Annotated in this window: 7 protein-coding genes; 3 read left to right on the top strand and 4 right to left on the bottom strand. The window is 61.6% G+C overall.

The annotated features are described in order from the left end of the window. Both ACYVGS_RS05170 and ACYVGS_RS05165 read left to right on the top strand, forming a co-directional pair. Positions 1-3,431 (top strand): type I secretion C-terminal target domain-containing protein (locus ACYVGS_RS05170; RefSeq protein ID WP_460587570.1); only part of this gene is annotated, 3,431 nt, incomplete at its 5' end. A gap of 68 nt (positions 3,432-3,499) precedes the next feature. Then, entirely contained in the window at positions 3,500-3,814 is a 315-nt protein-coding gene (locus ACYVGS_RS05165; protein ID WP_460587569.1) for a hypothetical protein, read from the top strand. Between the two features lie 51 nt (positions 3,815-3,865). Here the strand turns inward: ACYVGS_RS05165 and ACYVGS_RS05160 are convergent, their stop codons facing one another. Together ACYVGS_RS05160 and ACYVGS_RS05155 are read right to left on the bottom strand one after the other, a co-directional pair. Further along, positions 3,866-5,800 (bottom strand): bifunctional diguanylate cyclase/phosphodiesterase, encoded by a 1,935-nt coding sequence (locus tag ACYVGS_RS05160; protein WP_460587568.1) that lies wholly within the window; start codon positions 5,798-5,800, stop codon positions 3,866-3,868. Between the two features lie 6 nt (positions 5,801-5,806). Continuing rightward, entirely contained in the window at positions 5,807-6,526 is a 720-nt protein-coding gene (locus ACYVGS_RS05155; protein WP_460587567.1) for a transglutaminase-like cysteine peptidase, read from the bottom strand. Positions 6,527-6,827: 301 nt separating this feature from the next. Here ACYVGS_RS05155 and ACYVGS_RS05150 point away from each other — a divergent pair, with 301 nt between their 5' ends. Continuing rightward, positions 6,828-8,636, top strand: a complete 1,809-nt coding sequence (locus ACYVGS_RS05150) for a TolC family outer membrane protein (RefSeq protein WP_460587566.1) — start codon at positions 6,828-6,830, stop codon at positions 8,634-8,636. A gap of 148 nt (positions 8,637-8,784) precedes the next feature. Here ACYVGS_RS05150 and ACYVGS_RS05145 read toward each other — a convergent pair whose 3' ends face one another. Next, positions 8,785-11,265, bottom strand: coding sequence for a TonB-dependent receptor (locus ACYVGS_RS05145; RefSeq protein ID WP_460587565.1), 2,481 nt, complete (start codon positions 11,263-11,265; stop codon positions 8,785-8,787). A gap of 240 nt (positions 11,266-11,505) precedes the next feature. Beyond that, the gene (locus tag ACYVGS_RS05140) at positions 11,506-11,814 is read right to left on the bottom strand and encodes a hypothetical protein (protein WP_460587564.1); all 309 of its coding nucleotides are present in this window, start codon (positions 11,812-11,814) and stop codon (positions 11,506-11,508) included. Positions 11,815-12,059: the final 245 nt, after the last annotated feature.

Raw genomic sequence — 12,059 nt, 5'->3', positions numbered from 1 at the left:
ACACGCCCTCGGGCACCACGGTACAGATCGGCGCGGTGTTCAGTGCGGCGCTGGTGGATGATGCCTTTGCCGACAACGGTGAGCAGTACACCGTGGCGCTGGCGACGGGTGCAGACCAGTCGTTTACCCAGAGCGTGTACGAGACGGTGGAGCTGGACGACGGCGTGGTCACCTCGACCATTATCGATGACGCCGACAACCCGACAATTTCCGCAGAAAATATTTCTGTCGACGAAGATGATATCGAGTCTGTTGTGGGTAACCCGGGCGGTCCGGATGACCTGACCAACCCGGATACTAGCGGCACATTCACCTTTGATTTGTCGACAGACATTCCGCTGCAGAACCTGCAGCTCTCCACCACCGGCAACACCACCAATGTGGTAACGCTCGACGGTACCGCGGTACTGACCACCTGGGATGCCAACAGCAATACGCTGATCGGTTACCGTGCCGATGGTGACGCCAATACCGCTGCGGATCGTGTATTCACCATCGCGGTGACCAATATCACGGACTCCGGTGCTGACTACGACGTGACCCTGCTGCAACCGCTCCAGCATCACCTGCCCGAGAATGCCGATGATGTGGAAGGTGACCTGGTGGTTCCGATCAACGTCTCGGTCTTTGACTCGGACGGCTCGGAAGCCAGCACCAGCTTCAATCTCACCATTGATGACGACACGCCGGTCATCGGCAGCTTCGCCGACCTCCAGGTGGACAATGTCGACGGTGCGAGCGATAGCGGATCCAACAGCGGCTTCCTGCCCGGCGCCGACGGCTGGGGTGATATCACCCTGACCGGGCCGCAGCTGGAGGGCGTGACCTACAGCAGCGCCACGCTGGCCAACGGCACCGTCGTGTTGACGGCCAATGATGGCACGCAGGATATCTTCACACTGTCCCTGAGCCCGGATGGCAACTACGAATTTGTCCTGCTGGAGGCCGAGGCCGGTACGGTCGAGACCGATGTGCAATTCGGCAATACTGACGCCGGAAGCCCGACTACTGGTTATGATTTCGGTGATGTCGTCGCGACACCCACCGGTATCAATGATGAAGTCAACCCGAGCAATCAGGGCCTTGCGGGCGATGGCAATAGCCTGGCCGTAGGCGAAGCAATTACCTTCACCTACGACGTGCGCCAGGTTGAAACCGATCAGGTGGTATTTGGCCTGAAAGCACCCCAAGGCGGCACTTTCAACTATGTCTTCTATGATGGTGCTACGGTAGTGGGCGAGGGCTCGGTATCCTCGAACGGGGATGCCGATCTGGTCATCAATGCGCCGGGAGCTTTCACGGCGATCGAGCTGATCGTCACGGATAGCCCGGCTGACCTCAAGATCCAGTCGATGCAGACGATCGACCTGATCACAGCGCCCGGGCAGGAACTGCCCTTTACCGTCGGTGCCACTGATGGCGACGGTGACGCGGTGACGGGTGCCATCAATGTCCAGGTAGCGCCGGTAGAGGCCCTGCCCCCCGAGGAGATTGACACGGTTCCGACGGTCACGACCAGCAACGATATTATTGTCGATGAAGATGACATCGCCGGACTTGGCAACAATGATACGGCACCGGGTGATGATGACCCGGTAACCTCCGGCACGATCAACTTCAACCTGGGTACGGATGAGCCGCTGGGGAGTATTGCGCTTTCCACGGACGGAAACACCACGGCGTTGCAGACCCTGGCTGGTCAGAGCGTTGATACAGTCTGGGTGGAAGGAACGCAAACCCTGATAGCCTATATCGCGGGTACCGACGCCAGTCAGGCCGCGAACCAGGTGTTCACGGTGCAGCTCGCCAATGTCGACGGTGACTCCGCGGACTATCAGGTCACGCTGCTCCAGCCAGTGCGTCACGCGGGCGATGACTTCGAGGACAACGTCGATGTCACCGTCGATGTGACTGTCACGGATGCCGACGGGGACCCGGGGACTGCGAGCTTCGTGATCTCGATCGACGACGACATACCGGTAGTCGATGACATTGCCCCGCTGTCACTGTCGGTCCCGGTCAGCGATGTTCAGGTCGGTGGCCTGGGCGCGGACTGGACCGACATAGACGGTACTGGCGGTTACTACCCATCAATCAACGAGAGTTCCAACAGCAATGGTGTCTACCTGCGCTGGGGCACGCCGGCCACGAATAACGGACAGTCGGGATACAACTTCAGCTACAACCCGAATGTTTCGGGTGGCACCCCGGTCGAGGTGGACTCCCTCTTCGAGGTCGGAGAGCTGACGCACCTCAACTTCCCGATTCAGAGTGGCAGCCGTTCGCTCGAGTCGGTTGATCTCGAGGTTGAATTCAACCTGGTGATTGACGGGGTGGTGGTGCCGGTTTCCACCGTCGTTGCGCTGGGCCACAATGAAACCCCCAATGACTATGGTTACAGTGACCCGCGTAGTGATGACATCATCACCATCACCAACCCGAGCCTGGTACAGCAGGTGACGGTGGGTGACAGGGTTTACGAGGTGCGTGTCCGCGGCTTCCTCGACGGCAATGGCAACCTGGTCAGCTCGATCAGGACCCAGGAGAACCGCGCGACCAGCTTCAAGCTGTTTGCCGAGGTGGCTTCTACGGACGACCTGCCCGAGCTTTCCGGCACGGTAACCGGCCGATTTGGTGCCGATGGCCCGGCAGCGGGCGGTGGTATCGTCTGGACCGGAGCGGCTGGCAATACCGTGGCGGGGGATTACGGTACCCTGGTGGTGGATGCCAATGGTGGCTACACCTACGAGGTCAGCCGGGCGACGCGAGATGGCATGGATGCCCAGGAGCAGCTCTCGGAGAACTTCGAGTACAGCTTTGTCGATGCCAGTGGCGACCGGGTGACCAAGACACTGACGATCAATCTCAATGGTGAAGAGAACCAGGAGGTCGATCCGAACAGTGTCTCGGTTCAGTCTTTCGGTGGCGCCGAACAAACGACGGTGGCCTTTGCCCCTGAACCTGAGCCCGAGCAGGACCCGGAACCCGAGCAGGAGCCGGAATCCGAGCCCGAGGCGGGCACTGAATCCGGGTCGGAGCTGGAGTCCGAATCCGCTACCGAGGGTGCGCTTCTTGCCACGGAAGGTGACGATGTATTCGCCTTTGCGCTCTCGGATGCCAGTGCGGATGAGCCGGCCACGATCGTGGGCTTTGGTGACAGCGGCACCGACACCCTCGACCTGCGGGATCTGCTGCAGGGTGAAGAGGCCGAAGGTGTCGATCTGACTAGCTACCTGAAGGTCTCCCTGGATGGTGCCGACACGGTCATCGAGGTGAGTTCGGATGGCGGCTTCAAGGGCAACCCGAGTGATGCCAACTTTGTCGACTACACGGTGACACTGGAAGGCGTGGACCTGGTGACTGGCTACGATGACATGAGTTCCGTGATCCAGAGCATGCTGGATTCCGGCAAGTTGACTATCGACCAGTAAACAACTCGGCTATGATCAATCCCCGTTGTCCGCAAGGATAGCGGGGATTTTTTATTGGGGGAGGCGATATGCCCTTTGTCAGACGGGATGCCGATGGAAGTATTGTCGCTGTCAGTCAGGTGCCCGGCGAGGGCCTTGAGCTTGTGGCGGCCGACGACCCGGAAATGCATGGTTTTCTGCGCGGTATTGGCGGTTATGCCGAGGAACTCAGTGCCACTGACCAGGACTTTGTGCGGGTGCTGGAAGACGTGGTGGAGCTGCTGATCGACAAGGGTGTCATCCTGTTTACCGAGCTGCCGCCCTCTGCGCAGGAGAAGATGCTGATGCGTCAGCAACTGCGCAGTCGCCTGGGTAACCGGCTGGACCTTCTGGGCGAGGATTGACAGGAGCCCCGGCGCCGGTCTGGCGCCACATCGATGGGGTGCTGGGGCGGTTTACTGCCCGCCCTTGTCGCGCATTTCGGTGACACCCGGGCCGGTGGCGCCATCCAGGCCCAAGTCCTCCAGCTGACGCCATTCCTCGCTGCTGCGCACGCCTTCCGCAATCACCATGACGCCAATCGAATGGCCCACAGTGCAAAGTGTCCGCAGCAGGGTTTGATTGGCGGGATTGCTGTCAATATGTCGGATAAAGCTTGCGTCGACCTTGAGGTAATCCAGGCCGACATCGTGCAGCTTGCTCAGGTCAGACAGTTGATGTCCGACGTGCTCGATGCCCACCTTGCAGCCAAATGATTTTGCCCGGGCGCTCAGCCGCTTGAATGCTTCCAGGTGGCGGAAAGCCATGGCTTCCGGCAGTTCGATCCAGAGTCGGTTGCCGGCCTTGCCGGCGCCGGCAAGCCGATCGCTCAGCCAGAGCAGGAAAGCCGGCTCCACCAGTGCCCCGACGGAGAGGTTGATACAGATCGGCTGCTCGCGAACAGGAATCAACCTGAGTGCCAGGTCCACGACATACTTGTCCAGTTCCCCGGACATCTCCAGGCGGTTGATCCAGGGCAGGAATGCCCCGGCCATCAGCTGCTCGCCATCAGCCTGCAGTCGCACCGGCGCCTCGAAATGCAGCAGGCTGCCATTGAGGCCAACCACGGGGTAGCTGTCCAGGGAGAACTTGTTGTCCAGAAAGGCGAGCTCGAGCACATTCTTCCAGTAGGCCATCTGTTCGCGCACGGGCATCATCTGGACGTCGCCGGCATAGGTCACATTGACCTCGCCGTGATCTTCGCGGTCGGCGGCGATCAGGGCACCGTCGAGACGAGTCATCAGCCGGGTGATGTTGTCATCATGCACATAGATAGTACTGGCGCAGGGCAGTTTGACTTCGCTGCGCAGGCTGCGTGATTCCAGGACTTCCGCAATGGCGTCGCGCATTTCCTCGGCAATGGCCCTGGGGTCGGTGGCGCGGGGGGCCACCAGCGCGAAGTCGGAGCCATTCAGTCGCGAGGCACTCCAGCGGCTGTGACTGCCGACGATGTTGCCCACGGCGGTGCCGATTTCTGCCAGTACCGCATCAATAGCCTTGCGCCCGTAGTTCTGGTTCAGCTCCGCGAGCCCGACCAGTCGCAACAGCGTGACGGCCCCGGTAGCATTGACGTCGTCGTCTTCCAGCAGGGTTTCCAGTCCCTGCATGAAGGTATCCCGGCTGAGTAGGCCGGTAACCCGGTCGACATGGCTGTCGCGCTGCCATTTCTCCAGTCGCGCTGCTTCCTGGCGCAGTGCCTGCTTGACGCGTTCCGACAGCGTGTTCATGGCACTTACCACCTGGCGGAACTCCCGGGTGCGGGGCTCTGGCGTGGTGATGAAGCGGCGCTGGCCGATCGCTTCTGCCTGGGCGACGACGTCGCCCAGGGGGCGCAGGATGATCCGCAGCAGGTAGCTGCCCAACAGGCCTGCGGCCAGCATGGCAATCAGGAACACCAGGGCCAGCTTCTGGGTGCTTTCCCAGAGTTCGCGATAGGCGAAACGGGAGTGGCTGCGCAGGGTCAAGGTACCGATCTGCTGCCAGCCTTTCTGCACCTGGGCCACACCGGGCTCAACATCAATCGGTAGCAGGCGCGTGAACCAGGCCGGTGCTTCGGCCGGGCGACTGTCATCTTCCCGGCGGACCAGAATCTCGCCGGTCGGGCCGCGCAATTCGATCAACTGGTAGTGGCCGGTATCGAACTGGGCCGAGAGCACCAGCTCCAGCAGCACCGGGTCCGCCTCCTGCTGGGTCAGCGACAGGGCCAGGGCCGCGGCATTGTCCGTATTCTTCATGAACAACTGCTGCTCCAGGTAGTTCTTGGCCGAGAGGCTGCTGACCACGAAGCTGCCACCAAAGACGAGCGTCAGAAGGAAGATGATTGCCAGCCAGAGTTGCTTGTAAAGTGACATGGATGCTTACTCCGTGGTTAGCGGGCCAGGCGACAGGCCGTCATCGGCCATGCGCTGCAGGAGGTCTCGCCAGCGTGACAGGCGGGCCCCGGGATCATTGGTGGCAGCCCGGGTGGCTGCCCCAACCCAGAGTCCCTGGGTGTTGAAGCCGAATACGGGCTTGAGGTCCTGGCGACGGGATGCGGGCCGGATTTCCGACACAAGGTTGTCCAGGATGAGCGGTTCAGCGCCCGGGCTCTCGTACCAGGCGAGCACCATGTGGGCCTGGCTCAGTCCGCTGCCAGGGGCCCCCATGGCGGCCTTGACGTAGGTGATGCGCAACTGTTCCACGGGTACGCCGGCGAGAACCAGAGTCATGTATTTGCTGATACTGAAGTCCTCGCAGTCGCCCTCACGCCGGCCGAGCGTTTCCAGCGGCGTGGCCCAGTAGTCGTTCTGTCCCCAGATGTCGACGTCCTGTCGCCAGCGTACCTGACGATTGAAAAAGCGATTTACCCGTGCCAGCTTGTCCGCGGTCGGCATGCCGGAGGTCTCATTGATCAGATCCCGCCAGCGGGCGACCAGATCACCGGTAGCGGGGCCGTAACGCGCATCTGCCAGCCGTTCCATCCGGTTCAGGTCGGAATCCGCTACCACGCCCAGAGCCAGTCCCACCGCCACGGTCAGCAGCGCGGCTGCCTGCCAGGCAGGGCGCATCAGGGGAAACGGTTGCGGTGGAATGCGCATGGAAGCCAATTCTGGTCTATTGTGTAAGGGGGTTCGGGTGCTCCATGCACCTTAAAGGGTGAGGATAGCAGGCATCGTCGTGGCAGGGGCAGCGCTCGGCTCGGTCCGTGCCCCTTATTCTGTGAACCACGTCATGGTATTAGTCCACAGGGCGCACTTGTCGCGCCCGCTGTGGCCTATACTCCTGCGGGGTCATTGCACAGTGCTTCGCGCTTACTATAGTCATGGCAGGCTTGCTGTCACTGTGGTGGGAGCCGGCACCCAGGTGCGTAGAAGCAGTATCTTTATAAGGGAACTCTGTATGAAACGACTAGCAGCAGCGATCGGGGCCGCGGTGATGGCGGTGGGGATGCAGGCCAATGCCCAGCCCGTGAAGGATTTTCAGTCTGCGGTGACCCAGGCGGTGATGACCAACCCGCGTACCAACGCCGCCTGGTATAACTTTGCCGCGTCGGCGGAAGCCCAGCGTGCGGCGGTGGGGGGCTACCTCCCCAGTGTTGACGTGAGTGCCGAAATTGGCCGGGAAGAGCGGGAGACGCCGCTGGTCGACCTGGGCCGATATACGCGCGACGCCGCGCGCCTGACGATCACCCAGATGCTCTTTGACGGCTTCCAGACCCGCGAGGAAGTGCGCAGCCTGGGTTTTGAGAAGCTGAACCAGTACTACGAGCTCCAGCGTGCTTCCCAGCAGGTTGCCCTGGAGGCGGCCCAGGCTTATTTCGATACCGTGCGCTACCAGCAGCTGGTGAAGTTTGCCGAGGAAAACTACGTTTTCCACCGGGAAGTCTATGACAAGATCGCCGAGAGAACCGGCGGCGGTGTCAGCCAGGGGGTGGATCTGGATCAGGCGGCGGCCCGGGTGGCACTCGCGGAGTCCAACTTGCTGACCGAGATGACCAACCTGCACGATGTGCAGACCCGCTTCCAGCGGGTCGTGGGTGACCTGCCTGCCAGCGAGCTGGAGCTTCCCAGCATGCCGACCAGCCTGATCCCCTCGGAGCGCAGTGCGACGCTGAACATCGCCTACGAGCGCAGCCCGGAGATCAACGCGGCGATCGAGAACCTGCGCTCGGTCCAGGCGCAGCTCAACCAGACCAATGCCCCCTTCATGCCGCAGGTGGATCTGCGCTATCGGAATGAGGTGGAGCACGATACCGACGGGCTGGAGGGGCGTTACGACGAGCAGGCCCTGGAGCTGGTCTTCAATTACAACCTGTTCCGTGGCGGTGCCGACAGTGCCCGCAAGCGGGAGTTCTACAACCGCTATAACTCCGCGGTGGAGGAGCGCAAGCAGGCCTGCCTGAACGTGCGTCAGGAAACCATGATTGCCTTCAACGATATCCAGGCCCTGGAGCAACAGGTGGTCTATCTGGACCGCAATCGGCTGTCCCAGGACAAGACCCGCCGTGCCTACCAGGATCAGTTTGACCTCGGTCAGCGCACGCTACTCGACCTGCTGGATTCGCAGAACGAGTACTTCGATACCCAGCGTGCCTATGTGACGGCCGAAGCGACCCTGCGCACGGCCAAGGCACGCACCCTGGCCAATATGGGGTTGCTGCTGTCGGCGCTGAGTGTCGATGGTCTCAATCAGGAACAGATCAATGAGATGAATCTCGAGCTGGCACGGGGGGATGACGAGAATGGTCAGCCCCTGTGTCCCCCGGAGGCGCCCCGCGAGGTGACGGTCGACAAGGAGGCCCTGCTGGCCAACCTGGCCAGTGCCAGCAACGGCCGTTACCGGGATGCGGGCGAGAACCGCATTGCCGTGTCCCTGAATGTGCAGTTTGCCCACAACTCCTCCGTGATCACCCAGGACTACGATGTCGAGATCCAGCGGGCGGCGGCTTTCCTCAAGGAAAACCCGGCGGTCAAGGCGATCATTGAGGGGCATGCCGACAGTTCCGGGACCGATGAGTACAACCTGTGGCTGTCCGACCGGCGGGCCAAGGCCGTGCGGCTCATGATGATCAGCAAGCACGGTGTCGACCCTGCGCAGATCTCGGCGCTCGGTTTTGGTGAAACGCAGCCGATTGCCAGCAACGCGACTACCGAGGGCCGGGCTCAGAATCGCCGGGTTGATCTGGTTCTCGACAGCAGCGGCGTCTGAGTCCGGTGCGTTGCCAACCTGGCCCGGGTAGCTGCCTTTGGTGAGCGGCCCGGCAAGAAAAAAGCCCCGCCGGCGGTTGTCGGCGGGGCTTTTTTATCACTTGCTCCCTGGGTGATGGTTGATCGTCACCCGCGGCCTGCGCGTCCCGCTAGAAGCGGTACTGGATGCGCGCCCCGACGATGCGGCCCTCGTCGATAAACTGGCTGTGGGTTCCCGCCAGCACCGGCGTATCGAAGCTCTGGACATAGATCTCTTTGTCGAAGATGTTGCGTCCATAGGCCATCAGCTCCCACTGTTCCCCACGGATCCCCAGCCGCAGGTTGGTCTTCGAGTAGCTGTCGATGCGGTCGAGGGGGTCATTGTCACCACCCGGCTCGAAGTCATCCCGGTAGTTGACCTCGCCCGATGAGAACAGCTCCAGGCCGTTGTCCAGGGGCAGGGCATAATCGAAGGTCAGCGAGGCGGTGTATTCTGGCGCAAACATGGTGCGCTCACCGGACAGGTCGTTGTTGGTAAAGCCGAACTCGGTACCGCAGTCCGGGTCCACATCGAGCTGGATGGCGGTGCAGGGCGCGTTGCGGAACTCGTCGTAGGTGGCGTCCAGCCAGGCGCCATTCAGGCCCAGACGCAGGCGGTCGGTGGCCTGCCACAGCAGATCGACCTCGACCCCCTGAATCTCCGATTTGGCGGCATTGGTGACGCCGAAGCTGATGCCCTTGAAGATCGAGGTCTGCAGGTTGTCGTAAAGGGTGTAGAACGCGGCCCAGTTCACCATCAGCTGGCTGCCGAAGAGCATGTGCTTGCCGCCGATCTCGAAGGCATCGACTTCCTCGTCCTCGAACTCGAAGTCATCGTTGGGTACGGTCGGGTCGTAGCAGGCTTCCAGGGGTTGGCCCGGGACGCAGGGGAAGCTGCCTGGCGCCAGCTGGCCGGGCTCCTGGTCGTCGGCGTCGGTGAAGCCGCCGCTCTTGAAGCCCTGGGAGAAGCTGGCATAGAGCATGCTGTCCGGGGTGACATCCCACTGGACGTTGATCGAGGGGATCCACTTGTCGGTCTTGCGGTCCTCGCGGAAATCGAAGGGATAGCTGTTGAAGTTGGTGGCCTCGATTTGCAGGGCGAAGTAGTTGTCGGTAGGCGTGCCCAGTCCCGTCAGGTCATCGCTGACAAACTGGGTGCTGACCACGTCCTTCTCCTCTTCCGTGTAGCGCAGGCCGACGCTGACCCGCAGGTCGTCCCGCAGGTTGAAGGTGCCCTGGCCAAACACGGCCCAGGACTCGGCATCCTGTTGGTGATAATGGTTGCGCGCCAGCTGGTTGGCCGTATAAGCGCCCCCGGTGAGCAGGGTAAACAGGCTGTTGACGCCGAGCAGCTGCGGTACCAGGCCATCGGCGTTCAGGTCGATGGTGACGCGGCGGTCGATCTCCAGGTCGTTGGTCTCGTAATAGCCGCCCACGACATAGTCGAAGAAGTCGCCACCCGGGGATGCAAAGCGGAATTCCTGGCTGAACTGCTCGAACTCCTGGACGTCGTCGCGGTGGATGAACTGCAGGGGCAGCCAGTCCACATCCACGCCGTCCACGAACTCATAGGTGGTCCAGCCGGTGACCGAGGTCAGGGTGCCCCCGGGTAGCTCGTAGTCCACGTTCAGCACCAGGGTGTCGTACTCTTCATCGGTACCATCGGGATATTGACCCAGCCCCTGGCCATCCGCGCGACTGTTGCCATAGCCGTTGTCCTTGTAGGCCACGAAATCGCGTTGCGTGATCTCATTGAAGTCGGGAAAGAAAGTGTCAGTCAGGAGGTAGCCGATGGTGGCGAAGGCCGAGCGATTGGGGAACAGGGCGTCCCGTGCCGCCGGGTCCGCCAGGTAGAGCTTGGTCGTGGAGGGGGAGCCCACACGATCGTGCTCCATGGTGCTGTACTTGAAGTTGATGGTCAGGTCGTCGCTTGGCTCCCACACCGTGGTCAGCCGCAGCCCGCTCTCCTCGATCTGACCCTCACTGGTGTCCAGGAACTCGTTGTCCATGTAGCCGTCGGTTTCCCGGTATTTGAAGCCCAGGCGCATGGCCAGGGTGTCGCTGGGGGAGCCCTGGACGAAGCCCTCGGCGATACGGCCATCGTGGGATTCGGCGGAGAGGGCAATTTCGCCCTCCAGGTCGCCGCCCGGGTCGGGGGAGGCGGAGATCACGTTAATGGCCCCCGCCACGGTATTCCTGCCAAACAGGGTTCCCTGTGGGCCGCGCAGTACTTCCACCCGTTCCAGGTCGAGGAAGCCGGCCCGGTACTGCCGGCCGCGGCCCATGTAGACCCCGTCGACGTACATGCCGACCGACTGCTCGAAGCCCTGGTTGTTGCCGGAGCCGACCCCGCGCATGTAGATGTTGGTGTTCATCGACGCAGCGGCGATATACAGGTTGGGGACATGGTCGGAGAGCGCCTGCATATTGGGGATGCCGGCACTCTGCAGTTTCTCGCCCTGCATCGCGGACACCGAAATCGGAACGTCCTGGAGGCTCTCGGCGCGCTTCTGCGCCGTGACGATCACTTCCTCAAGGACCTGGGACTGGGAAGCGGCGGAAAGGAGAGAGAGGGCGCAAGCCAGGGGTAACTGCCGGAAACACTGGGGCATGGGAACATCCTTACCTGAATGGCGTTATTAAAATTATGTCGACACCGTCAACACGGTGGCCTGTCCATAGTAGGGGAAATCTTTCTGTCGACACAACCACACGCTGTGTGACCGTGATCAGGGGCTTGGGAAGCGGATTACTGCGGGAGAGAGCTGGGCGGGAAATTGAAGCGAGGAGCGAGCTGGCACCGCCTGGTTATGGTTATCGGCGGTTCTCCGGCTGGTTGGACGAAAGACAACTCAGTTGTTGGCCAGCAGCTGGTCGCGCTTGCGGAAGCTGGACAGTTCCATGTTGTAGCTCTCGGCGGCGGCTTCCGCGAGGGCAATGGCGCGGTTGTGCATCAGCGGGTGCAGGTTGCTGCGGCACTCGAGCCAGGCTTCCATGTCGGCGACGTAGGTTTTCACGGCTTCTTGCGCGGCAGCCATGTCTTCAAAGCTGGCAGTGGCGCCATCCGGTACGACGGGCGCGGTTTCCGGCTTGGCGGCAGGGCAGGCTGCCCAGGTGTTGGCGGCCAGGAGCAGGGCGGGGAGAGTCATCAGAGCTTTCATGGCGGTATCCTCGTGGTGTCGGGTCAGTTCGCCGGGTTTGTTACCAGGCGTGTTACTAATATGCACACAGTGTGTTTCTCCTGCAAGCGTGTGGTGAGCCATCAGCCTAAAAATTTTGTGTGAACAGCCTGTTACCACGCCGAGATGGCCTCCTGCTGCACTACCTTGTTACACCATGTAACAAATTGGTCATACCCAATCCCCGCTGCAGTGCAAAAAAGGCCTGTTCCGCCGTCAACTTGCAC

The organism is Haliea atlantica, assembly GCF_054779855.1.
The sequence above is the reverse complement of the archived record's forward strand: the minus strand, read 5'-3'. Positions and strand labels throughout refer to the sequence as shown.

What these genes read in the sequence shown, in the direction of transcription:
- ACYVGS_RS05165 (WP_460587569.1), top strand. Translation starts at nt 3,500, where the DNA reads ATGCCCTTTGTCAGACGGGATGCCGATGGAAGTATTGTCGCTGTCAGT.
- ACYVGS_RS05160 (WP_460587568.1), bottom strand. Translation starts at nt 5,800, where the DNA reads ATGTCACTTTACAAGCAACTCTGGCTGGCAATCATCTTCCTTCTGACG.
- ACYVGS_RS05155 (WP_460587567.1), bottom strand. Translation starts at nt 6,526, where the DNA reads ATGCGCATTCCACCGCAACCGTTTCCCCTGATGCGCCCTGCCTGGCAG.
- ACYVGS_RS05150 (WP_460587566.1), top strand. Translation starts at nt 6,828, where the DNA reads ATGAAACGACTAGCAGCAGCGATCGGGGCCGCGGTGATGGCGGTGGGG.
- ACYVGS_RS05145 (WP_460587565.1), bottom strand. Translation starts at nt 11,265, where the DNA reads ATGCCCCAGTGTTTCCGGCAGTTACCCCTGGCTTGCGCCCTCTCTCTC.
- ACYVGS_RS05140 (WP_460587564.1), bottom strand. Translation starts at nt 11,814, where the DNA reads ATGAAAGCTCTGATGACTCTCCCCGCCCTGCTCCTGGCCGCCAACACC.